Source organism: Longimicrobium sp., from assembly GCA_036387335.1.
In the GTDB taxonomy this organism is placed as follows: domain Bacteria; phylum Gemmatimonadota; class Gemmatimonadetes; order Longimicrobiales; family Longimicrobiaceae; genus Longimicrobium.
On the sequence record DASVTZ010000205.1, the window covers coordinates 1 to 22375 of the forward strand.

Sequence of the window (22375 nt, forward strand, 5' to 3'; positions counted from 1 at the left end):
GCCGGTGGCCATGGCGTGGGGGATCACCCGATCCCATCCCGAACTCGGAAGTTAAGCCCCACTCGCGCGGATGGTACTGCCGGGGCCACCCGGTGGGAGAGTACGGCGCCGCCGGCCTGCACATCAAGCCCCCCGATGCTCAGCACGAGCGTCGGGGGGCTTCTGTTTTGGAAATAGCCTCACACAGAGAACACAGAGGGAACCGCAAGAGGAAAACCTCTTCCTGTTCTTTCCGTGCCCCCTCTGTGGCTCTGTGTGAGGCCCTGCAGGTAAACGCAACGGGCTCAGCTCTCGTCTCAGGGCTGTTCACGTTGGTTCGGCCCCCTGCACCGCGAGCGATCATGTTCTCCTCCACACTCCGCATCCCCGCACTTGCTCTAGCCGCAGCACTCTCCTTTTTCAATCCAGCGAGCGCGCAGGAGCGGCAAGACATGCCGGTGGCGCCGGCCACGCGCGACTCGGTGGCGCTTGCCGCGGCGCTTGCGGTGGACACCGGGTACGTGTTCCCTGACACGGGCGCCGCCGCCGCGAGGGAGATGCGGCAGGGGGTGCGCGCCGGGCGCTACCGGCGGCTCGAGACCGCTTCGGCGCTGACGGACACGCTCACCGCCGACCTGCGCCGCGCGACAGGCGACAAGCACATGCGGGTGCAGTTCAGCGTCGCCCCGCGCACGGCGGCCCCCGATGCCGGACTCACCGCCGCCGACTCGGCGCGCGACCTGGAGAACGCGCAGTGGCGCAACTTCGGGCTTCATGCGCTCGAACGGCTCGACGGCAACGTCGGCTACCTGGAGATCGGGCGCTTCGACAACCCGGCGCTGGCGGGCGCCGCGCTCGCCACGGCGATGTCGTTCCTCGCGCAGACGGACGCGCTGATCGTCGATCTGCGGAACAACGGAGGCGGGTTCGCGACGATGGAAGCCCTGTTCGCCTCGTACTTCATCGCACAGCCGAGGCTGCTGAGCACGCTCCACCGGCGCGGAGGCGACACCGCGCAGATCTGGACGCCGGCGCAGGTGGCGGGGCCGCGCTACATCGACAAGCCCGTGTACCTGCTGGTCAGCGGGCGCACCTTCTCTGCCGCGGAGGGGTTCGCGTACGACCTGCAGGCGCTCGGCCGCGGCGTGGTCGTGGGCGAGCAGACACGGGGAGGCGCCAACCCGGGCGGGTGGGTCATGCTCGGGTCCCACTTCGGGGTGATGGTGCCCACGGCGCGCGTGGAGAACGCGGTGACGCATGGCAACTGGGAAGGAACCGGTGTGCGCCCGGACCTGTCGGTCGCCGCCGTCGGCGCCAAGAAGGCGGCACACCGCGCCGCGCTGCAGCGGCTGATGGCCGACAACGCATCGTCTCCGCGCGCGCCGCGCTGGCGCGAGGCGCTGGAGATGCTGCGCGCCGACGATGCGCGGACCGCCAGCGCGGCCACGCCCCGGTGAGCGCACCGTCCTCGCGGCCGCAGCGGGCGTGACCGAGCCCGCGCCCGGCGCCGACGCCGTCGACCGGATGGTGCAGCGCGCGCGCGCCGGCGACGAGGGCGCGTTCGCGGAGCTGGCGACGGCCGTGCGCGCCCAGGTGCGCCGCTGGGCCCTCGCCCGCACCGGCGACGCGGACGATGCCGAGGATGTGGCGCAGGCGGTGGTCATCCGCATGCACCGGGGCTTGCGTGGCTTCGAAGGGCGCTCGCGCTTCACCACCTGGCTGTACCGCCTGACCGCCAACGCCGCGGTGGAGTGGGCGCGAGGCCAGTCGCGGCACTGCCAGGCGCTGGACGAGCTCGCCGTGGCGGGCGAGCCGCGGGCCGGCACGGCGGACCGCATCGACGCGATGGAGAACCGGCGGGCGGCGGAGCTGGTGCGCGCCTTTTTGGCCGAGCTCCCGGGACGCCAGCGCGAGATGCTGGATCTGGTGGACCTGCAGGGCTTCACCCCGACGGAGGCGGCCGAGATGCTCGACATCGAGCCCCCCACCGCGCGCGTGCACCTGCTGCGCGCCCGGCGCGCCATCCGCGAGCGGATCCTGGCGGCGCATCCAACCCTGGCCGACGACCGATGACGAACGACTGCGAGCAAGCGCGCAGCTGGATGCTGGAGGCTGACCTGGCCGAGCTGCGGACCGCGGGAGGCTCACCTATGGCGGACCACCTCGCGGGATGCGAGGAGTGCCGCCGGCGCGCGGCGGCGATCGTGGCCGGAATGGCGGAGCTGGACCATGCCCTTGCCGAACTGGCGCGGCCGGCGGAGCCCAGCCGCACCGCTGTCCTCCGCCTCCGTCCGGCGCGGGCGTGGCGCTGGGCGGCCCCACTGGCGCTCGCCGCCGGGATGGCGGCGGTGATGCTGGCGCGGCGCCCGGCGCCCGCGGAGGAGCCACCCGGCGTGACGGCCGAGCGCATCGCGCGGGTGCTCTTTGCCCCCGCCCCCGTGGCGCGGTCGGTAGATGGGCGCGGCGTGGCCGTGCTGGAGACGAACGATCCCGGTGTAACGGTGGTCTGGTTCTACTAAAGGGGATGATGATGAAGCTGAAAGCGATTCTGGTGCTCGCCGCCATCCTGCTGGCCGCGGCGTGCGACAGCCGGCGGGGGATGGCCGTGCGCACGTACGAGCTGCACCGCCTGGACTATTCGGAAGCCGAGACGCTGGTAACGCCGTACGTGCGTGAGGGCGGGTTCATCAGCGGCAAGGGGCGGCTGCTGACCGTTCGCGAGTCGCCCGACCGGCTGGACAGCATCACCGCGCTGCTCAAGCGCTACGATGGCGTGCCGGCGGTGGTGACGCTCCGCTTCCAGGTGATCGAGGCGGGCGACTTCGAAGGGGGCGACTCGGCGATCGCTCGGGTGGAGGCGCCGCTGCGTGACATGTTCCGCTACCGCGGCTACCGCCTGCAGAACGAGCTGCTGGTGACGGCGCTCGAGGGCGTTCCCTTTCGATACCAACAGGGCGTCGTGCGCCTGTCCGGCACGGTACGCGCCGGCACCGCGGCGGGGGCACAGGCGGGCCTCACCATCCAGGTCGACTTCGAATCGGGAGGGGACGCGCTGAGCACGATCATCAACGCCACGCCGGGTAAAACCATGCTGATCGGCGTGCAGAGACGAACCGGTGGCGGGGGGCTGATCCTGGCGGTTCAGCCTACGCTCGGGGCGAACGCGCCGCAACCGTAGCGGGCGCGCTCCGCGTCCGGAGCCGGGTTACGGCGCGGCGGCCACGCGGTCCTTTCCCTGCGCCTTCGCCGCGTACATGGCGGAGTCGGCGTGGCGCAGGAGGATCGATTCGCGGTCGTGCACCGTGCCGCCCCAGTCGCCCGCGTGGTACGCCGCCACGCCCAGCGACGCCGTGATCGCGCCGCGCAGGAAGAGCGGCGGAAGGTCCGGCCCGTACTCGCGGTCCAGGTACGTCGCCTCGGCGATGGCGGCGCGGACACGCTCGGCCACCTCCGTCCCCTCCGCGAGCGTGGTGGAGGGGAGGCCGATCACGAACTCGTCGCCCCCGTAGCGGCAGAGGATGGCGCTCTCCCAGTCCACCACGCGGCGCAGGAGGAAGCCGATCTCCCGCAGGACGCGGCTCCCGGCCAGGTGGCCGTAGCTGTCGTTGACGCCCTTGAAGTGGTCCAGGTCCATGAAGACCAGGACGCACTCGCCCCCCTCCTCGTCGGTTTCCGCGATCATCTCGCCGATCCGCACGTGCATCCAGCGGTCGTTGTACAGCCCGCTCAGGTCGTCGCGCTTGGCGAGCTCGTTGGCGCGCTTGGCGTCGAGCGCGTTCTGCAGCGTGGACGAGGTGTAGCCCGCGAAGATCTCCAGTACCGCCAGGTCGTGCGGCGAAAAGGGGCAGCCCCCGTCCCGGTTCGCCAGCTCGATCACTCCGCACACCGTGCTCCCGATGGTGATGGGAACCGCGACCACGGACTCCGCCTCCCCCGCGCCGCCGGAGAGGTGCGGGCGCCCTGACCGGTACACCTCCCCCACCGGCGACTCCGCCCCCGCCGGCCGCCCGGGGAGCGTCTCCGCGTCCGCGCCGAACGCGGCCACCACGAACAGGTCGTTGGCGGCGCGGTCCTCCACCTTGCGCAGCGGATCGTCCAGGAAGACGGCGCCGCACTCCGATGGCACCAGCGCGCAAGCACGCTCCAGGATCTGCCCGAGCTCCGCCTCGAGGTCGATCTCCAGGAAGCGGCTCCCCGCCTTCTGGCGCTGGAGGAAGCGCTCCAGCTCGCGTCCCGCCAGCGCGTGGATCCCCAGCGCGGGGGCGTTGTGCGCGGCCTCCACCTGCGGCGCGTGGGACGTGTCGGACCGGACTTCGGTCATGGGGCGGGGCAGGGGAGCACGGCGGGCACACGCAGGCTGTGGAGGGGGCCGCGGAAGTGATGGCAGCGGAGGGTCGCGTTAATGATGTGCACAGCGCGCCTTTTGCGCGAGAGCCGCACGGGGCCGCACGAGCGGGGGGCTGTGGCGTTGCCTGGGAGGCGCGGGGCGCGTATACTGCTACCACCGCAAACATAATTGTCCGGCTTCGCTCCCGCTCCGCCCACGCACTCCCCCCGCTTTTTCCGATGAGCGACACTCCCGACAACGCTCTTCCCGTCAGCGTGCTGATCGTCGATGACGAGGAGCTGCTGGTCAAGAGCTGCGGCCAGATCCTGTCCAGCGAGGGGTACGCCGTCTACAGCGAGGGCCGCGGCCGCAACGCGCTGGAGGTCGTTCGGCGCCACCACCCGGACGTGGTGCTGACGGACCTGATGCTCCCGGACATGGACGGGCTCGCGCTCCTCAAGGAGATCAAGAAGCTCGCCCCCGAGACGCTCGTGGTGATGATCACCGGCTTCGCGACGGTCGATTCGAGCGTGGAGGCGATCCGGGCGGGCGCGTACGACTACATCCCCAAGCCGTTCACGGCCACGCAGCTGCGCATCCTCATCGGGCGCGCGGCGCAGCAGGTGCGCCTGGTGCGCGACAACGCGCAGCTCCGCGACCAGCTCAAGCGCCACTACAGCTTCGACAACATCGTCGGCACCAGCGAGGCCATCCAGAAGGTCTTCTCCGTGGTCAGCCGCGTGGCGCCGACGGATGCCAGCGTCTTCATCTCGGGCGAGAGCGGGACGGGGAAGGAGCTGATCGCGCGGGCCATCCACACGAACAGCCGGCGCTCGGCGCGGCCGTTCATGGCCATCAACTGCGCGGCCCTTCCGGACCACCTGCTGGAATCGGAGCTCTTCGGCCACGAAAAGGGCGCCTTCACCGGAGCGGACGTGCAGCGGCGCGGGCTGCTGGAGGTGGCAAGCGGTGGGACGTTCTTCATGGACGAGATCTCGGAGATGAGCATGGAGCTGCAGGCCAAGCTCCTCCGGGTGATCCAGGAGCGCCGCATCCGCCGCGTGGGTGGCGAGAGCGAGATCTCCATCGACGTCCGCTGGGTCTCCGCTACCAACCGCGATCCGGACCAGGCGGTGCGCGACGGCGCGCTGCGCCAGGACCTCCTCTACCGCCTCAACGTCGTCCCCATCCGCCTCCCCGCGCTGCGCCAGCGCAAGGAGGACATCCCCGCGCTTGCGCAACACTTCCTCCGCCGCTTCGCGCAGGAGTACGACCGCGACAACCTGCGCTTCTCCGCCGAGGCGCTGCGGGAGCTGTCCGAGTACGACTTCCCGGGCAACGTGCGCGAGCTGCAGAACGTGGTGGAGCGCATCGTCTCGATGTGCCTCCCCGGCCAGGAGATCGGCCTGGAAGAGATGCCGGAGGAGCTGACGCAGCGGGGCGGGGGCGGGGCGGGCGGGGTGCGGCCGATGAACATCTTCAACGCGGACCAGCCGTTCCACGACGCCAAGACGGACGCCATCACGGTTTTCGAAAAGGAGTACCTTCAGGACCTTCTCAAGCGCCACAACGGCAACATCTCCCAAGCCGCCCGCACCGCCGGCATCGACCGCAAGACGATCCACCGCATGCTCTCGAAGTACAACCTGGAGAGCCGCGTTCGGGAGTAGGGTCTGAGTGTGGGGATGAAAAGGGGTGGACACCGGCTGGGTGTCCACCCCTTTTTGCACAGGCCCCTGGTCGGGCGAGTGAACTCGCTGCAACAAAAGCACAAAGTCCGCCTGCGCGGACTCGCGGGCGAGATCCGCGCTTCACGAGACGGCTTCAGCCGTCTTCGCGTTGTTCCAGCCGGGGGATTCATCCCCCGGTTCCGCGCCGGTGCCCGCCCCCCGAACCTGCGAAGGCAGGTTTCCCGCGGTTGTTGCAGCGGTTTCAACCGCCGGCTCCACTAGCGCCAACCATCCTGCCCCTTCACCGCCTCCATCAACGCCCGCGCCGCCGCCTCCGCATCATTCGCGTGCATCACCGCGCTGATGACGGCCACGCCCGCGGCCCCCGCATGCACCACCGGGGCCGCGTTGCGCGCGTGGATGCCGCCGATGCCGACGATGGGGATGCGGACGGCGGCGGCCACCTCCGCAATGCGGGCGGTGCCGATGGGCGAGCCTGCGTCGGCCTTGCTGGCCGTGCCGTACACCGGCCCCACGCCCAGGTAATCGGCCCCGTCGCGCTCGGCCTGGAGGGCGAGCTCCACGCTGTCGGCCGACATCCCCAGCAGGAAGCCGGGGGGAACGATGCGGCGCGCGGCGGCCAGCGGGAGGTCTTCGTCGCCCAGGTGCGCGCCGTCGGCGCCGACGGCAAGGGCGACGTCGACGCGGTCGTTGACGAAGAGGAGGGCCCCGGCGGCGCGCGTCTCCACTAGGAGCTCGCGGGCGAGGAGGGCGGCATCGCGGGCGGAGGCGTCCTTGGCGCGCAGCTGCACCGCGGGCGCGCCGCCACGAAGTGCCGCGCGCACCACGTCCACCAGCGTGCGCCCGGCGGGGACGGCGGGGTCCGTGACGACGATCAGCCCCAGGCGCGCGGCGAGCGCGCTCATCGGGCCGGGGCGGCGGTACGGGCGCGGGCCTCGGCCTGGGATGCGCGCTTGGCGGCGTTGTGCTCGGCGAGCGAGCGCGTGAACACGTGCGTGCCGTTGGGACGCGCAACGAAGTACAGGAAATCGCCCGGCGCCGGGTTGAGCGTCGCCTGGATGGCGCCCGCGCTGGGGGAGGCGATGGGGCCCGGCGGAAGGCCGGCGTGGGTGTAGGTGTTGTACGGGTTGTCCTTGACGGCGTCGATGTCGCGGTACAGCAGCCGCGCGCGGTTGCCGCCGAGCGCGTACTGCACCGTCGGGTCGGCCTGGAGCCGCATCCCGACCCGCAGCCGGTTGTGGTACACGGCGGCGATGGTGGGACGCTCGCCCCACACCTTTGCCTCGCGCTCCACGATGGAGGCCAGCGTCACCACCTGCCGCTCGTCCATCTGCAGCGCCTGCGCGCGGGCACGCATGGCGGGGGTCCACACGCGGCGGTACCGGCCGACCATCGCGTCCACCATGCGGTCCACGGAGGTGCCGAGGGGGAAGACGTAGGTGGCGGGGTAGAGGTAGCCCTCCAGCGTGGGCCCGGGAACCTTGCGCCGCTTCGCCGCCTCGTCGATCGAGAGTAGGTTCAGCGCGCTGTCCGCGGGGATGCCGGCGGCCTTGGCCAGGCGCGGCGCGACCTGCATCACCGTCCATCCCTCGGGGATCACGATGCGCGTCTTGACCACGTCGCCGGTGGTCAGCTTACGGAGGATCTCGGCCCACTCGGTGCCGCGCCGCACCTCGTAGACGCCAGGCTGAATGCGCGCCGCGGCGCGCTTGCTCCGCGCGTACAGCTTGAACCTGCCCGCAGACTTGACGATCTGCCGCGCCTCCAGCGTATCCGCCACGACGGAGAGCCCGCTGCCGGCCGGGACGGTGAAGCGAATCGGCGGGCCGGACGGTCCGCCGCCTCCGCAGGCCGCGAGCAGGATCAGGGCGAGGAAGGCCGCGCAGTGGCGGATGGGTGCGTGCGTCACGGTTCGGGCTGCTGGGCCGCCTGGTTGCGGCGGAGGGTGAGGAAGCCTTCCAGGATCAGCGCGGCGGCTTCGGCGTCGATGCGCCCCTTCTCCTCGCGCTGGCTCTTCTTGAGTCCGCTGCCGCGCACGTTTCGCTCGGCGATGATGGAGGTCATCCGCTCGTCCATCCAGTGCACGGGAAGCTGGGTGCGACGCTCCAGTTCCGCGCCGAACGCGCGCACCTCGGCCGTCCACGCGCTCTCCTCGCCGCTCAGCTCCAGCGGCAGCCCGATCACCGCCTCGTCCACCTCGCGCTCCGCGATGATCCGCTGGATCTCGGACCACGGCGGCCTCTTCCCCATGCGCCTTTGCAGCGTGGGAAGCAGGGTCGCGATCGTCCGCGTCGGATCGGAGACCGCGACCCCGATGCGGCGCTCGCCGTAGTCCAGGGCAAGGGTGCGGGGCATGGTGGCGGCGGTGCGGGAGAAAGGGTGGTGGATGAGTGCGTTAGTGCGTTAGTGCGTTTGGATGCTGGCCGTCCGTCCGTGCGTCCGTAAGCGCCGACGGGCCCCCCCTTCTTGTCATCCTGAGCGACGCGCCGCACCGATCCAGCCTTCACGCTATCCTTTGGCGCGTAGCGAAGGATCTACTGTGCGTGGCGAGAGACCCGTGGGTGAACGCAGGCCTCCTGTTTCGCCGGCTAGATCCTTCGGTCGCCGCGCAAGTATGGTGGCACGGCGGAGTCCCGGTGGGCGGCTCCCTCAGGATGACAAAGGGTGGGGGCGCACTCACGCACTCACGCACTCACGCACTCACGCACTCACGCACCCACGCACTCACGCACTCACGCACTTCCGTTCCAAACTACACCGCGCACCGAAAACACGCACGGCCCGCCGGGTGGCGGGCCGTGCGCGATCCCCGTCCTGTCGGATCAGCCGAGGCGGGCGAGGGCGTCGTCGAGGGAGGCGCCGGTGCTGAGCGACTGGTAGACTGCGCCAAGCGTCTCGCCGGCGCCGAAGAGGAGGCGCGTGAGGCCGCCGCCCATCGGCACCTCCATCACCACCACGGCGCCGCCCGCGATGCGCCCCAGCAGGTCGGTGAAGATGCCGGTGGAGATGTGCGAGCCCTGCGGGCCGCCGTCCGCGCCGTTCTCGATCCACTCCACCAGGTCCAGCGCGCCCACGCCGGGGTGTATGCGCCGGTGCTCCACGCGGCCCCAGCCCAGGCGCTCGAAGTACGCGCTAGCCGTCTGCCAGAAGCGCTCGGGGTCCAGCGCGTACGGGTCCGCGCCGCCGCCGGCGTGCGACACGTGCTCGCGCAGCCCCGAGTCCACCGCGCCGCCCAGATCGAAGCCGACCTCGCGCAGCAGCGTGACGGCTTCCAGCGGCTCGCGGTCGCGGACCAGGGCCCGCCGCACGGACGAGAACAGCTCGGCGGGGACGTGCACGAAGCGGGCGGTGGCGTTCATGGCAGGTCGCGTGTGGCGGGTGGACTTCAGCCTTCGGTCTGTGCGTCCTCGGCGGGCTCCTCCGCCGGAACGGCCTTCGCCTTCTTTGCGCGCTTCGGCTTGACGGGCTCGAGCAGACCGGCGGCCGCGGAGGCTTCCGCTGATTCGGCATCGGCGGCGGCGGCTTCGGCCCTGGCCACGGCGGCGGCGGCGAGCTCCTCGGGAAGCGCGAGGAGACGCGCCTCGTCGATCTGCGGGATGTTCAGCTCCTGCGCCTTCGTGGCTTTGGAGCCGGCGTCGGCGCCCACCACCACGAAGCTCGTCTTTTTGGTCACGCTCCCCGTCACGCGCCCGCCGCGGCTCTCGATGAACTCCGTGGCCTCGTCGCGGGTGAGCGTGGGAAGCGTTCCCGTGATGACGAAGGTGTAGCCGGTGAACTCGCCGGTCAGTGCCTCGCCGCGTTCCTCGGTCAGCACCACGCCGGCATCCCTCAGCTTCCGCACGAGCTCGAGATTCGACTCGTGCTGCGCCCAGCCGTGCAGCGCCTCCGCGGTCGTGCGACCGATGCCGTGCACCGCCACCATCTCGTCCACCGAAGCGCCCAGGATGCGGTCGATGTCGCCGAAGTGGCGCGCCAGCAGCTCGGCCGCGTGCTGCCCCACGTGGCGGACGCCCAGGCCGAAGAGGACGCGCGCCAGACCGCGCGTTTTCGACTCCGCGATCCCGTCCAGCAGGTTCTGCGCGGACTTCTCCTTGAAGCCCTCCAGCGCCAGCAGCTGCTCGGGCGTCAGCGTGTACACGTCCGCCACGTCGCGGATGAGGCCCTGCTCCAGGAAGAGGCGGATGCGCTCCTCGCCCAGCCCGCGGATGTCCATCGCGGAGCGCGTGACGAAGTGAACGAGGCCCCAGTAGATCCGCGCCGGGCAGGCGGAATTGGGGCAGTACACCATCGCCTCGTCCTCCGGCCGCTCCACCGGGGTGCCGCAGGCGGGGCAGTGGTCGGGGAGCCTGTACGGCTCGCCGCGCGCCTGCCCCTCAGTCACGACGGCGGCCACCACCTGGGGGATCACCTCGCCGGCGCGCTTCACGATCACGCGGTCGCCGGCGCGGAGGTCCTTGCGCTGGATGTCTTCCTCGTTGTGCAGCGTGGCGAGCTTCACCACGACGCCGCCGATCTCCACCGGCTCCAGCACGGCGTACGGGTTGAGCGCGCCCGTGCGGCCGACGTTGATCTCGATGGAGTTGAGCGTCGTCTCGGCCAGGTCGGGCGCGTACTTGTACGCCGTCGCCCAGCGCGGCTCGCGTCCGCCCACCACGCCCAGCTCCTCGTGCAGGCGGAACGGCTCCACCTTCACCACCACGCCGTCCACCTCGTAGTCCAGCGTTCCGCGCGTGGTCTCGAACTTCGCCACGTACTCCAGCACGCCGTCCAGGTCGTCGCGATGCTCGGTGAGCGGGTTCACCGGGAGCCCCCACCCGCGCAGCGCGTCCAGCAGCTCGGTTTGCGTGTCTACCGGAAGGCGCTCGGCGGAGCGCGGGTCGAGCTGGACGGCGTAGGCGAAGAAGCGGAGCGGGCGCGTGGCGGTGACGCCAGGGTCGAGCTGTCGGACGGCGCCGGCCGCGGCGTTGCGCGGGTTGGCGAAGGTGGCCTGCCCCTCGGCGGCGCGGCGCACGTTCATCGCCGCGAAGCCGCCGAGCGGCATGTACACCTCGCCCCGCACCTCCATCCGCGGGGGAATCGCGACGCCGCCGTGCCGCAGCCGAAGCGGGATCTCGCGGATCGTGCGCAGGTTGCGGGTGACGTCCTCGCCGATGGTGCCGTTGCCGCGCGTGGCGCCCCGCACCAGCACCCCGTCCTCGTACGTCAGCGCGATCGCCAGCCCGTCGATCTTGGGCTCCACGTCGTAGCCGGCCGTGGTGACCTCGGCGGCCATGCGGGCGTTGCGCTGCTCCCAGGCGCGCAGCTCCTCGGGGGAGAAGGCGTTGTCCAGCGAGAGCATGGGGGCCAGGTGCGCCGTCTTCTCCAGGCGGCTGGCCGGCTCGGCGCCCACGCGCTGCGTGGGGGAGTCGGGCGTGCGGAGGGCGGGGTGCTCCTCCTCCAGACGCTTCAGCTCGTGAAAGAGCCGGTCCCACGCCTGGTCGCTCAGCGTGGGAGCGTCCAGGGCGTAGTACTCGTGGTTGGCTTGCTCGATCTGTTCGCGGAGCTCGGCGGCGCGCGCGGCGGCCTCCGGCGGAACGGGCGAGGTCATTCCGAGGCGGCGGGAATCTCCGACGAGCGGATCACGCGGTTGCGGCCGCTGGTCTTGGCGAGGTAGAGCGCCTCGTCCGCCTGCTTCAGCAGCCCCTCCGGCGAGTCCACCCCATCACGCGGCGCCGAGGCGACGCCGCAGGAAACGGTCATCTTGATCTCGTTTGACTCGTCGCGGAAGAGGTGCGCCTCCACCTCGGTGCGCACCCGCTCCGCGAAGGTGGCGGCGGCTTCCTCGTCCGTGTTGGGGAGGATGGCGATGAACTCCTCGCCGCCGTACCGGCCCACCATGTCGATCTCGCGCGCGGCCTCGCGGATAATGCGCGCGGTCTCGTACAGCACCACGTCGCCCGTGGGGTGGCCGTACGTGTCGTTGATGCTCTTGAAGCGGTCCAGGTCCAGCATGGCGACCCCGACCGGCTCGCCCCCGCGCAGCGAGCGCTCCCACTCGTCGCGCAGCAGCTCGTGCACGTGGCGGTGGTTGAAGAGCCCCGTGAGCCCGTCGGTGATCGAAAGCTTGCGGAGGCGCTTGTTGGCGTCCTCCAGCTCGCGGTTCTTCTGGTCGAGCTCGTCCTGCAGCCGCTTGATGCGGAGCATGGCGCGCACCCGCGCCTCCAGCTCCTTGAAGTTGTACGGCTTGCTGATGTAGTCGTCCGCCCCCGCCTCCAGCCCCTCCACGATGTCTTCCGCCGTGTCCTTGGCGGTCACCAGGATGATGGGGATGAAGGGAAGGGAAGCGTCGTTCTTGATGCGGCGCGACACCTCGAAGCCATCGATCACGGGCATCATCACGTCGCACAGGATGAGGTGCGGCGCCTCGCCGTGCACCCGGTCCAGCGCTTCCTGCCCGTTGGTGGCGGTTACGACGATGTACCCGCGCGACGAAAGGCGCGCATCCAGGATGTCGACGTTGTCCGGGACGTCGTCGACCACCAGGATGCGCGTGCGCTCCGGATCACCCGCCCCGATCGGCGGCTCGCTCAAGCGTTGGCCTCGCGCCCGGCGCCGATGAAGCGCTCCACCTCGGCCACCACGCGCCGCGGCTCGCAGGGCTTGGCCAGGTACCCGTCGCACCCCACTTCCTGCGCCTTGGCGCGGTCGGTGGCGAGCGCGTGCGCGGTGAGCGCGATGATGGGGATGGTGGAGGTCGCCGGATCGCCCTTGAGGATCCGCGTAGCCTCCCACCCGTCGATGAGGGGGATGGAGATGTCCATCAGGATCAGGTCGGGATGGTCCTCTCGGGCCATCCGCACACCGTCTTCGCCATTGCGTGCCTCGATCACCCGGTAGCCGAAGTGTTCGAGGATGGTACGGTAGACCGTCCGGTTGTCCTCGTTGTCCTCCACGAGGAGCACCGTCTTGCTGGAGTCGGCCATGCCGAGAGCCTCCTGGTGTGATTCGCCGCCCCGCGCGGCGCGCCAACGCGGGGAGTGGATAATGTATACGCCGCCGCGCGCGTGCCGCAACCCGACACAAGTGCCCGCGGGCCCCCTCCCCCGCTCGTTCCTCGCGGCCCCTCCCCCAAAACAACCTGGGGGAGGGGCGGGCGCGCGCATCCGCCCTCGCTCGCACCGATCCGGTAGGGGCGCGATTCATCGCGCCCACCCTCTCCCGCACCCCAACGCCCGCCCCGCGCACCGACACCCGTAGGGGCAGACCTGCGTGTCTGCCCGCCCTCGCCGCACCTCCGACGCCCGCCTCTTCGCACCCAAACCCGTAGGGGCCGCCCCGCGTGGCTGCCCGTGTCCGCCCGCGCGCCGCCCCATGCCCCCGCACGCAAAACACTGCGTCCCCGTTCCCGCACTCACGCACTCACGCACTCACGCACTCACGCACTCACGCACTCACGCACTCACGCACTCACGCACCCCTACCCTGGCACGCCCGTTGCCGCTCGCCCGGCCCCATGTCCATCTCCCCCGACGCCCTGGGCCCGCTCTTCCGCACCCTGTTCGGGGGGCGGCGGCTGGTGGTGGTCTCCAACCGCGAGCCGTACGAGCACCGCTGGTCGGAGGAGGTAGGCGAAATGGAGGTCGGCCGGCCCGCCGGCGGCCTGACCTCGGCGCTCGACCCGCTGATGCAGGCGCTGGGCGGGACGTGGGTGGCGTGGGGGAGCGGCGAGGCGGACGCCCAGGCGGTGGACGCCGGTCAGCGCGTGCGCGTGCCCCCCGAAGACCCGGGGTACACCCTCCGCCGCATCTGGCTCACCCACCACGACGTCAACCGCTACTATCTGGGCTTCAGCAACCAGTTCCTGTGGCCCATCTGCCACCTGCGCCCCGACCTCACCCGCGTCCGCTCGCGCTACTGGGAGCGCTACCGCCGCGTAAACCGCCGCTTCGCCGAGGCGGTGCTGGAGGAGGTGAGCGGCAACGACGCGGTGGTCTGGTTCCAGGACTACCACCTGGCGCTCGCGCCGCTCCTGGTGAGGGCGCGGCGGCCGGGGCTGGCGCTCGCCCACTTCTGGCACATCCCCTTTCCCCCGTACGACGTCTTCCGCCTGGCGCCCCAGGCCGGCTTCCTCCTGCGCGGGATGCTGGCCAACGACCTCATGGGATTCCACCTGTCGGGCTTCGCGGACAACTTCCTGCGCTGCGCCGCGGAGCTGGCCGGTGCCACGGTGGACATGGAGGCGCGCACCGCCACCCTCGAGGGGCACACCTGCCACGTGGGCGCCTTCCCCATCTCCATCGACGTGGAGCAGTTCCGCGCGGCGGCAACCGCGCCCGGCGCCGAGGCGGCGATGGAGCGGCTGCGTGCCCGCTACGCGCCCGGCGGCGGGATGGTGGGGGTGGGGGTCGACCGGATGGACTACTCCAAGGGGATCCCCGAGAAGCTCAAGGCGCTGGAGCTCCTCTGGGACCGCTACCCCGAGCTGCGCGGGCGCTTCACCTTCGTGCAGGTGGCCGTACCCTCGCGCAGCGACATCGCGGCGTACGACGAGCTGAGCCAGAAGGTGGACCAGCAGGTGTGGCGGATCAACGAACGGTTCGGCACCGCGGAGTGGCGACCCGTGCACCTCCTCAAGCAGTCGCTGCCGCCGGAACGGCTGGCGGTGCTCTACCGCATGGCCGACGTGTGCATCGTCTCGTCGCTGCAGGATGGGATGAACCTGGTGGCCAAGGAGTTCGTCGCCAGCCAGACCGACACGCGCGGGGTGCTCGTCCTTTCCCGCTTCGCCGGCGCGGCGGAGGAAATGGAGGGCGCCGTGCTGGTGAACCCGTACGATCCCGAGGCGTGCGCGCTCCAGATCCGCGACGCGCTCCTTCTTCCGCGCGAGGAGCGCGAGCGGGCGATGCGGCCGATGCAGGAGGGGATGGCGTCGATCTACGACTGGATGGAGTCGTACTTCACCGCGTGGAGCGCCCACGCGGGGGAGGCGTCAGCCGAAGAGGGCGAAAGGGACGCCCCCGGCGCGTAGCTCCTCCGCCAGCCACGGCACGTCCCCCGGCTGGGTGGCGAGCGCCAGGCTGCAGCGCGCCTGCGCGGCGGGCGGCGCGGGGATCACCTCCACCGGGATCCCCGCCTCCCCGGCGACCTCCTCGGCCCAGAGCGCGTGGTGCGTGGTGTCGAAGGTGAAGACGGAATCGTTCGCCATATGTTCCCCCTGGGGTTGCGCGCGCCGCACGGCACCGGCTACACTGACGGGCTCCATTCCAACCGATCAACCGCGTCTGACCCGGCCACCCATGTCCACCCACCGGTTCGCCCCGGCCAACGAGCAGATGGACGAGATCCGGCGCGACACGCTGGAGATCGTTCCCGAAAGCGAGCTGGCGCGCAAGGTGGAGCGCTCGGTGCGCGAGGGGAAGCCCATGGTGGTGAAGCAGGGCTTCGATCCCACCCGGCCGGACCTCCACATCGGGCACGCTGTCTCATTACGCAAGCTTCGAACGTTTCAAGAGTTAGGGCACGACGTGGTGTTCGTGATGGGCGACTACACCGCCCTCATCGGCGACCCCACGGGGCGCAACGACCAGCGCCCGCCCCTGACCGAGGAAGAGGTCCGCGAGAACGGCCTCACCTACGCCGAGCAGGTGCACCGCGTGCTGGACCCGGAGCGGACGCGCATCGAGTACAACTCGAGCTGGCTCCGCCCGCTGCGGCTCAAGGACCTGCTGGAGCTGACCGCCAAGTACACGGTGGCGAGGATGCTGGAGCGCGACGACTTCAGCAAGCGCTTCAACGAGGGGCGGCCCATCTCGGTGGTGGAGTTCATGTACCCGCTGATGCAGGGGTACGACTCGGTGGCGCTGCGGGCCGACGTGGAGTTGGGCGGGTCCGACCAGAAGTTCAACCTGCTGGTTGCGCGCGACCTCCAGGAGCGGTACGGGCAGGAAGCGCAGGTCTGCCTCCTGATGCCGCTGCTGCGAGGGACGGACGGGGTCCACAAGATGTCGAAGAGCTACGACAACTACGTGGGGATCGCCGACGACGCGGACAAGCAGTACGGCCGCACGCTTTCCATACCGGACACGCTGCTGGAGGAGTGGTGGCGGCTGGCGGCGGGGCTCCCCTCCGTGGAGCTGGAGCGGGCGCTGGCGGGGGTCAGGGAGAACCCGTACACCTCCAAGCGCGCCCTCGCGGCGCGAATCGTGGAGCTGTACCACGGCGCCGAAGCGGGGCGCGCCGCTTCCGACCGGTTCGACCAGGTCTTCAGGCGCCGCGAAGTGCCGGAAGACATCCCACTGCACGAGGTGGCCGCTGATGAGCCCTCGCTCGCGGTGCAGGACGGCCAGGTCTCGCTGTCTCGTCTCCTGGTGAGGGTGGGGCTCGCCTCCTCCAACGCGGACGCGCAGCGCCAGATCGAGCAGGGCGCGGTCCAGGTGGACGGCGAAAAGGTGACGCCCCGCGATGCCCGCGTAGCAGCCAGGGGGGAGGTGGTGTTGCAGAAGGGGAAGCGCCACTTCGCCCGGGTGCGCTGGAGCTGACCGGCAGGGCGCGCGCAAGTTCAACAATCCGTTTGCTTTGCGCGTCCGTGGCAAAACGTTTGTGTCGCATACTGCACGAGCGTCACGCAAATTGCGTGTGGGCGATTGACGGAAATCTGATACGGCGCTAACGTAACAGTAATCTGGATCATACAAAGCTTGCAGGACTCCCGGCAGGAACCCTTTCACGCTCGGCTTCGGTCATACGAACGTCCGCTCGAAAGAGGACCCCCACCCGCCGGGAGGCAGGTCGCGGTTGCAGGTGCAGGGCATTTGCGGGTCCCGTTCCCACTCTTTTGACAGGAGGTGTGCGCGCGGGGTCGGGCAGGTGAGTACGCGGGCGGGCCGCCCGGACACTTGGGTCAGGGTGGCCGCAGGAGAAAACGATCAGGAGGATACACATGGGTAAGCTTCGTACGCTTTGCGCGTCGCTGCTGCTCGCGCTGGTCACCCTCCCCACCCTGGCGCAAGCCCAGGGTCGTGGTGAGGTGACCGGGCAGGTGACGGCGGCGGAGAACGGCGCCGCGATCAGCGGTGCACAGGTTCGCATCGGCGGAACGGCGCGGCAGACGGTGACGGACGCCGCCGGCCGTTATCGGATCACCGCCGTGGAGCCCGGCTCGTACACGCTCACCGTGAGCGTCATCGGCCGCGCCGCGGGCAGCCGCTCGGTCACGGTGACCGCCGGCCAGACCACCACCCAGAACTTCTCGCTGGCGGCCTCGGCCGTGGCGCTCGAAGGCGTGGTGGTGAACGCGGTGACCGGCCAGGCCGAGCGCCGCCGCGAGGCCGGCACCAACATCACCAGCATCGGCGTGGCCGACCTCAACCGCGGCCCCATCACCAACGTCGCGCAGGTGCTCACCGGCCGTACCTCGGGCGTGACGCTGCAGGGCACCTCCGGCACCACCGGCACCGCCCAGCGCATCCGCATCCGCGGCGCCAACTCGCTGTCGCTCTCCAACGAGCCGCTGATCTACGTTGACGGCGTGCTCGCGAGCAACGGACGCGGCGGCATCGGCTTCGGCGGCCAGTCGCCGAGCCGCCTGAACGACCTCAACCCCGAGGACATCGAGAACGTCGAAGTCCTGAAGGGGCCCGCCGCCTCCGCGCTGTACGGGACGGCGGCCGCCAACGGCGTGCTGCTGATCACCACCCGCCGCGGGCGTGCCGGCAAGACGACGTGGCGCGGCTACGTCGAGGGCGGGCGCATCAAGGACGAGACGGACTACCCGGCCACGTACACCGCCGTGCAGGTGGTGAACGGCGCCGTTCCCGTCTACAACGACACGACCGGCCTGCTCAACTCGGCGGCCTACACCTTCTGCGCCAACGAGTCGCGCGCGCGCGGCCTGTGCCGCCAGGACCAGGCGTTCCGGTTCAACTCGCTGCTCGACCCGCGCACCCGGCCGTTCGACACCGGCAACCGCCTGAAGACGGGCGTGAACGTGTCCGGCGGAACCCAGGCCGTGACGTACTACCTGTCGGTGGACCGTGACGACGAGCAGGGCGTGATCAGCGTGAACACGCTCGGCCGCAACAACCTTCGCGCGAACCTGAACGCGCAGGTCCGCCCGGACCTGACGGTGCAGGTGAACGCCGGCTACATCCAGAGCCAGGCGTCGTTCAACCAGGGCGACAACTCGTCGTTCAGCCCCCTGATCGGCGGCCTGCTGGGGCCGGCGGTGTACACCGCCAACCTGCAGAACCAGGCGGTCGGCGGGCCGGGCAGCCGCCCGGGCACGCGCTTCGGCCTGAACACGGCCGACGTGACGCAGCTGACCACCAAGCAGGACCTGGACCGCTTCATCGTGGGCGCCAACGGCAACTACCGCCCGCTCTCGTGGCTGTCGGTGAACGCCAACACGGGGCTGGACTTCTACACCCGCTACGACCACGAGAACTTCGGTCCGGACGCGACGTTCGCGGCGATCAGCCCGAGCTACGGCCGCGGCTACCGCTCGTCGCAGCGCTACAACAACTACCAGTACACGGCCAACCTGACGGGCGTGGGCAACTTCGACCTGTCGTCGGCGCTGACCGCCACCACCACGGTGGGCACCAGCTACCAGCAGCAGCGCTTCGAGGGCACCACCTGCTACGGTGAAGGGTCGCTGGCCGGCACGGCTTCGTGCAGCGCCACCACGCAGCTCTTCAGCGTGAGCGAGACGCTCACGAACGACAAGATCTTCGGTGCGTTCGCGCGCCAGGAGTTCGCGTTCCGCGACCGGCTGTTCGTTGCCGCCAGCATCCGCGGCGACCAGAACAGCGGGCTGATCAGCGACTTCATCCTCTACCCGGCGGCGAACATCTCGTGGGTGGTGAGCGAAGAGCCGTTCTTCCCGGAGCTGGGCTTCCTGAGCAACCTGCGCTTCCGCGCGGCGTACGGCGAGTCGGGCCTCCGCCCGACGTTCGGCCAGGCGGAGACGTTCTTCTCCAGCACGCCGGTGCAGATCGGCGGGACGGACGTGCTCGCCGCGGTCATCAACCAGACCGGCAACGCGAACCTGCGTCCGGAGCGCACCCGTGAGTACGAGGCGGGCGCCGACCTGGGCTTCTTCGAGGACCGCCTTTCCGCTGACTTCACCTACTTCACCAAGCGCTCGACGGACGCGCTCGTGGCGCGCCCGCTGGCCGCTTCGCTGGGCGTGGGCGGCAGCGTGTTCGAGAACCTGGGCAGCGTGCGCAACTGGGGCACGGAGCTCGGCCTGAACGCGCTGATCCTGGACCGCGCGAACTCGCGCCTCAACATGCGCCTTTCGGCGACGACGCTGCGGAACAAGATCGAGGAGCTGGGTGCGGGGATCGCCCCCATCCTGATCAACCGCGGCGAGCAGGCGCACCGCGAGGGTTACTCGGTGGGCGGCTTCTTCCAGATTCCGTACCGCTACGAGGACATCAACCGCGACGGCCGGATCTCGCGGACCGAGGTGTTCGTGGACACGTCCGCGTTCAACGTGACCGAGCGCAACGCGATCACGGGCAAGCTGGACACGGTGGCGCTGCAGTACCTGGGGCCGCAGCTCCCCACGAACTCGCAGTCGCTCTCGGCCGACCTGACGCTGTTCAAGAACGTGACGATCTCCACGCTGTTCGAGCGCCGCGCGGGCAACAAGGTCGTCAACTACACCGAGTACTTCCGCTGTGCGCAGGCCGATCCGCGCCTGGGCACCTGCGCGGCCGTGGCCGACACGATGGCTTCGCTGGACGACCAGGCCCGCTACGTGGCGGCCAACCTGATCCCGGCGTCGAGCCGCACGCGTGAAGGGTACGTGGAGGACGCGGACTTCCTGAAGTGGCGCGAGCTCTCGGTGCGCCTCGGCACGCCGGAGGCCCTCGGCCGGAACCTGCCGTTCCTTCGCGGGGCCAGCCTTACGCTCTCGGGCCGTAACCTTCGCACCTGGACGAACTACACCGGGCTCGACCCGGAGGGCAACGAGGCGGGCGGTAGCAACTTCACCCAGGGTGAGTTCAACACGCAGCCGCCGGTGCGCACGTTCAGCGCGCGCGTCGACCTCACCTTCTAAGGATGCCAATGCGAAACAACTTCAACTTCCGGAAGGGGCTTCGGCCCCTTCCCCGGCTCCTTGCGGTGGGGGCGGTCGCCCTTCCGCTGGCTGCCTGCGACCTCGACGAGATCCTGGACGCTCCGGATCCGGCGCGCGTGACCCCGGAGCAGGTGGACAACCCGCAGTCGGTGCAGTTCCTGGTGGCGGGCGCCATCCGGCAGTTCACCGGCGGGTACAGCGGGCTGGGCGACGACTCGTTCCTCAGCTCCTCGGGCAACCTGACGGACGAGATGTACCACGGTGACACGTTCACCACCCGCCAGGCCGTGGACCAGCGCGAGATGCAGGCGCCGCTCGCGGGGAACACGTCGGACGCCGCGTACGCCCGGCTGCAGCTTGCCCGGGTGGCCGCGCGCCGTGCCGCCGCGACGGTGAACCGGGTGTTCCCGGACAGCGCGGGCACCTTCGCCCGCATGCGGGCGATCGAGGGGATGACGTACGTCACCCTGGCCGAGGGCTGGTGCGGCAACCTTCCCTTCGGCAACGTGCCGGAGTCGGGTCCGCTGGATCCGTCGACGGTGACGTCGGGCCCCGGCTTCACCACGGCGGCCACGCTGGACTCGGCGATCGTGCGGTTCAACGATGCGCTGGCGCGCAGCCCGAACGACAACCTCGCGCGCATCGGCAAGGCGCGGGCGCTGCTCGGGCGGGGCGGCGACGCGAACATCGCCCTCGCGGCGTCGACGGTGGCGGGCGTGCCGGACGCGTACGTGTTCTTCCTGGAGCACTCGTCCAACCAGTCGACGCAGTACAACCCGATCGCGTCGCTGCAGCAGGGCGGCCGCTACGGTGTGTCGAACCTGGAAGGCGCGGACTCGTCCGGCATCGCGATTCCGCCGCACAACTTCTTCCTGCGCACGAACAACCCGGGCGCCAACCCTCCCGGCCCGCGCGACTCGGCGACCGCACGCGTGACGGCTCCGAACGCGGAAGGGCTGAACTACCGCGGCGCGATGGATCCGCGCGTGTACTGGGCGTTCGGCGGTCCGGCGTTCACCACCACCCTCCCGAAGCACGTGGACCTGCGGTTCGCGCAGTTCCCGGACGACGTGCCGGTTGCGTCGGGCGTGGAGGCTCGCCTGATTCAGGCCGAGGCGGCGCTGCGCACGGGTGACGTGGCGGGCTACCTGACGTTCATGAACAACCTGCGCGCGAACGCGACTGCCCGCATCGCGACGCTGTACCCGTCCACGGCGGCCAACGTAACGGACAACCGCCGCCGGATGTTCGCCACGACGCTTGCGCCGCTGACGGACCCGGGGATCGGCGCCGCGACGCCGGCCGCGGCCCGTGACGCTCGCCTGCGTCTGCTGTTCCGCGAGCGTGCGTTCTGGCTGTTCAACACCGGACACCGCCAGGGCGACCTGCGCCGGATGATCCGCGACTATGGCTACACGCAGGCGCAGGTGTTCCCGACCGGCCCGTACTACCGTACCGCGGGCTCGTTCTACGGGGACGACGTGAACTTCCCGCTCCCGCAGCGTGAAGAGAACAACCAGGAGTACGATCCGACTGCTTGCCTCACGAACGAGGCGTAAGCTCGCGCGGGTCGTGATGGGCTGAGGAGAAAGGGAGGGCGCCGAAGCCGGCGTCCTCCCTTTTCTTTTTACGTTGCGGGCGGGCCCCTCTTTGCACCCGCCCCGCAAGGATGTATCGTGAAGAAGGAGTACGGGGCCGCGGCCCCGGCGCCGTCCACCCGGAAGCTGGATGAGCAGGATGTCGGCCGAGGGCGCCGCGCGCGCGATCGTGGGGCTCGGCGCCAACCTGGGAGACGCTCCGGGCCAGCTGCGCGCGGCGGTGCGCAGCCTGGCGGGGCACGCGAAGGTGGTGCGGGTGTCTTCCCTCTATCGCACCGCGCCGGTGGGCGGGCCGCCGCAGCCCGACTTCTCCAACGCCGTCTGCGTGCTGGAGGCGGGCGGCACCGCGCACGAGCTGCTCCGGCGGCTGCTGCGGGTGGAGCTGGAGCTGGGCCGCGTGCGCGCGGAGCGGTACGGGCCCCGGACGATCGACCTGGACCTGCTCGACTTCGCCGGCGAGGTGCGCAACGATCCCGAGCTGGTGCTGCCGCACCCGGAGATCGCGCGGCGGGCCTTCGTGCTGGTGCCGCTGGCCGAGGCGGCGCCGGAGTGGCGCCACCCGGTGCTCCACCGAAGCGCGCGCGAGCTCCTTGCCGCCCTTCCCGACGCGGGCTCCGTCCGCCGGCTGGGGCCGCTGCTCCCCGGCGGCGCGGACGACATGAACGGCTGAGCAGACAGTCTCCCGCGGCGCGCGGCGCCGCACCCCTCCATCCGC

Annotated in this window: 19 protein-coding genes and 1 rRNA gene; 11 read left to right on the forward strand and 9 right to left on the reverse strand. The window is 70.6% G+C overall.

The features are described from left to right. From rrf to VF647_20780, 5 genes are all read left to right on the forward strand, one after another. A 5S ribosomal RNA gene (gene rrf, locus VF647_20760) occupies nt 1–117 on the forward strand. A 314-nt stretch (nt 118–431) separates the two neighbouring features. Beyond that, a complete protein-coding gene (locus VF647_20765) occupies nt 432–1436 on the forward strand; it encodes a S41 family peptidase (GenBank protein HEX8454525.1) in 1005 nt (334 codons plus the stop codon). A 28-nt stretch (nt 1437–1464) separates the two neighbouring features. Beyond that, a complete protein-coding gene (locus VF647_20770; GenBank protein HEX8454526.1) occupies nt 1465–2052 on the forward strand; it encodes an RNA polymerase sigma factor in 588 nt (195 codons plus the stop codon). Next, nucleotides 2049–2498, forward strand: a complete 450-nt coding sequence (locus tag VF647_20775; protein ID HEX8454527.1) for a hypothetical protein — start codon at nt 2049–2051, stop codon at nt 2496–2498. The genes VF647_20770 and VF647_20775 overlap by 4 nt, the downstream gene beginning before the upstream one ends. 11 nt (nt 2499–2509) lie before the next feature. After that, nucleotides 2510–3157 (forward strand): hypothetical protein, encoded by a 648-nt coding sequence (locus VF647_20780; GenBank protein HEX8454528.1) that lies wholly within the window; start codon nt 2510–2512, stop codon nt 3155–3157. Nucleotides 3158–3184: 27 nt separating this feature from the next. Here the strand turns inward: VF647_20780 and VF647_20785 are convergent, their stop codons facing one another. Further along, nucleotides 3185–4300 carry a sensor domain-containing diguanylate cyclase gene (locus VF647_20785; GenBank protein HEX8454529.1) on the reverse strand — a complete coding sequence of 372 codons (1116 nt, stop codon included), beginning with the start codon at nt 4298–4300 and terminating at the stop codon, nt 3185–3187. A 245-nt stretch (nt 4301–4545) separates the two neighbouring features. On the opposite strand from VF647_20785, the gene VF647_20790 reads away from it, so the two are divergent. Then, entirely contained in the window at nt 4546–5976 is a 1431-nt protein-coding gene (locus VF647_20790; GenBank protein HEX8454530.1) for a sigma-54 dependent transcriptional regulator, read from the forward strand. 278 nt (nt 5977–6254) lie between these two features. Here the strand turns inward: VF647_20790 and thiE are convergent, their stop codons facing one another. The 7 genes from thiE to VF647_20825 all read right to left on the reverse strand — a co-directional run bounded on the left by thiE (nt 6255) and on the right by VF647_20825 (nt 12959). Further along, nucleotides 6255–6902, reverse strand: coding sequence for a thiamine phosphate synthase (gene thiE, locus VF647_20795; protein HEX8454531.1), 648 nt, complete (start codon nt 6900–6902; stop codon nt 6255–6257). Then, nucleotides 6899–7906 (reverse strand): endolytic transglycosylase MltG, encoded by a 1008-nt coding sequence (gene mltG, locus VF647_20800; protein ID HEX8454532.1) that lies wholly within the window; start codon nt 7904–7906, stop codon nt 6899–6901. The genes thiE and mltG overlap by 4 nt, the downstream gene beginning before the upstream one ends. Further along, the gene (ruvX, locus tag VF647_20805; protein HEX8454533.1) at nt 7903–8352 is read right to left on the reverse strand and encodes a Holliday junction resolvase RuvX; all 450 of its coding nucleotides are present in this window, start codon (nt 8350–8352) and stop codon (nt 7903–7905) included. Before ruvX ends, mltG begins: the two co-directional genes overlap by 4 nt. Before the next feature lie 467 nt (nt 8353–8819). Beyond that, nucleotides 8820–9356 carry a hypothetical protein gene (locus tag VF647_20810; protein ID HEX8454534.1) on the reverse strand — a complete coding sequence of 179 codons (537 nt, stop codon included), beginning with the start codon at nt 9354–9356 and terminating at the stop codon, nt 8820–8822. A gap of 26 nt (nt 9357–9382) precedes the next feature. Beyond that, nucleotides 9383–11584, reverse strand: coding sequence for an NAD-dependent DNA ligase LigA (ligA, locus tag VF647_20815; GenBank protein HEX8454535.1), 2202 nt, complete (start codon nt 11582–11584; stop codon nt 9383–9385). After that, complete coding sequence (locus VF647_20820) at nt 11581–12567, reverse strand: diguanylate cyclase (GenBank protein ID HEX8454536.1); 987 nt, start codon at nt 12565–12567, stop codon at nt 11581–11583. Before VF647_20820 ends, ligA begins: the two co-directional genes overlap by 4 nt. Continuing rightward, entirely contained in the window at nt 12564–12959 is a 396-nt protein-coding gene (locus VF647_20825; GenBank protein ID HEX8454537.1) for a response regulator, read from the reverse strand. Before VF647_20825 ends, VF647_20820 begins: the two co-directional genes overlap by 4 nt. 530 nt (nt 12960–13489) lie before the next feature. Between VF647_20825 and VF647_20830 the strand changes: the two genes are divergently transcribed. Next, on the forward strand, nt 13490–15004 hold the full coding sequence (locus VF647_20830; GenBank protein HEX8454538.1) for a trehalose-6-phosphate synthase: 1515 nt from the start codon (nt 13490–13492) through the stop codon (nt 15002–15004). On the opposite strand, the gene VF647_20835 is transcribed toward VF647_20830, so the two are convergent. Continuing rightward, entirely contained in the window at nt 14966–15181 is a 216-nt protein-coding gene (locus tag VF647_20835; protein HEX8454539.1) for a DUF3343 domain-containing protein, read from the reverse strand. The two genes, VF647_20830 and VF647_20835, sit on opposite strands and share 39 nt — an antisense overlap. A 91-nt stretch (nt 15182–15272) precedes the next feature. Between VF647_20835 and tyrS the strand changes: the two genes are divergently transcribed. From tyrS to folK, 4 genes are all read left to right on the forward strand, one after another. Beyond that, the gene (gene tyrS, locus VF647_20840; protein HEX8454540.1) at nt 15273–16514 is read left to right on the forward strand and encodes a tyrosine--tRNA ligase; all 1242 of its coding nucleotides are present in this window, start codon (nt 15273–15275) and stop codon (nt 16512–16514) included. Nucleotides 16515–16915: 401 nt separating this feature from the next. Then, the gene (locus VF647_20845) at nt 16916–20041 is read left to right on the forward strand and encodes a SusC/RagA family TonB-linked outer membrane protein (protein HEX8454541.1); all 3126 of its coding nucleotides are present in this window, start codon (nt 16916–16918) and stop codon (nt 20039–20041) included. 8 nt (nt 20042–20049) lie between these two features. Continuing rightward, nucleotides 20050–21621 carry a hypothetical protein gene (locus VF647_20850; protein ID HEX8454542.1) on the forward strand — a complete coding sequence of 524 codons (1572 nt, stop codon included), beginning with the start codon at nt 20050–20052 and terminating at the stop codon, nt 21619–21621. 169 nt (nt 21622–21790) lie between these two features. Further along, nucleotides 21791–22330 carry a 2-amino-4-hydroxy-6-hydroxymethyldihydropteridine diphosphokinase gene (gene folK, locus VF647_20855; protein ID HEX8454543.1) on the forward strand — a complete coding sequence of 180 codons (540 nt, stop codon included), beginning with the start codon at nt 21791–21793 and terminating at the stop codon, nt 22328–22330. Nucleotides 22331–22375 lie beyond the last annotated feature (45 nt).

Bases quoted from the DNA above. Each gene is read 5' to 3' on its own strand.
- VF647_20765 (HEX8454525.1), top strand. From the start codon at position 432: ATGCCGGTGGCGCCGGCCACGCGCGACTCGGTGGCGCTTGCCGCGGCG.
- VF647_20775 (HEX8454527.1), top strand. From the start codon at position 2,049: ATGACGAACGACTGCGAGCAAGCGCGCAGCTGGATGCTGGAGGCTGAC.
- VF647_20780 (HEX8454528.1), top strand. From the start codon at position 2,510: ATGAAGCTGAAAGCGATTCTGGTGCTCGCCGCCATCCTGCTGGCCGCG.
- VF647_20785 (HEX8454529.1), bottom strand. From the start codon at position 4,300: ATGACCGAAGTCCGGTCCGACACGTCCCACGCGCCGCAGGTGGAGGCC.
- VF647_20790 (HEX8454530.1), top strand. From the start codon at position 4,546: ATGAGCGACACTCCCGACAACGCTCTTCCCGTCAGCGTGCTGATCGTC.
- thiE (HEX8454531.1), bottom strand. From the start codon at position 6,902: ATGAGCGCGCTCGCCGCGCGCCTGGGGCTGATCGTCGTCACGGACCCC.
- ruvX (HEX8454533.1), bottom strand. From the start codon at position 8,352: ATGCCCCGCACCCTTGCCCTGGACTACGGCGAGCGCCGCATCGGGGTC.
- VF647_20810 (HEX8454534.1), bottom strand. From the start codon at position 9,356: ATGAACGCCACCGCCCGCTTCGTGCACGTCCCCGCCGAGCTGTTCTCG.
- ligA (HEX8454535.1), bottom strand. From the start codon at position 11,584: ATGACCTCGCCCGTTCCGCCGGAGGCCGCCGCGCGCGCCGCCGAGCTC.
- VF647_20825 (HEX8454537.1), bottom strand. From the start codon at position 12,959: ATGGCCGACTCCAGCAAGACGGTGCTCCTCGTGGAGGACAACGAGGAC.
- VF647_20830 (HEX8454538.1), top strand. From the start codon at position 13,490: ATGTCCATCTCCCCCGACGCCCTGGGCCCGCTCTTCCGCACCCTGTTC.
- VF647_20835 (HEX8454539.1), bottom strand. From the start codon at position 15,181: ATGGCGAACGATTCCGTCTTCACCTTCGACACCACGCACCACGCGCTC.
- tyrS (HEX8454540.1), top strand. From the start codon at position 15,273: ATGTCCACCCACCGGTTCGCCCCGGCCAACGAGCAGATGGACGAGATC.
- VF647_20845 (HEX8454541.1), top strand. From the start codon at position 16,916: ATGGGTAAGCTTCGTACGCTTTGCGCGTCGCTGCTGCTCGCGCTGGTC.
- VF647_20850 (HEX8454542.1), top strand. From the start codon at position 20,050: ATGCGAAACAACTTCAACTTCCGGAAGGGGCTTCGGCCCCTTCCCCGG.
- folK (HEX8454543.1), top strand. From the start codon at position 21,791: ATGAGCAGGATGTCGGCCGAGGGCGCCGCGCGCGCGATCGTGGGGCTC.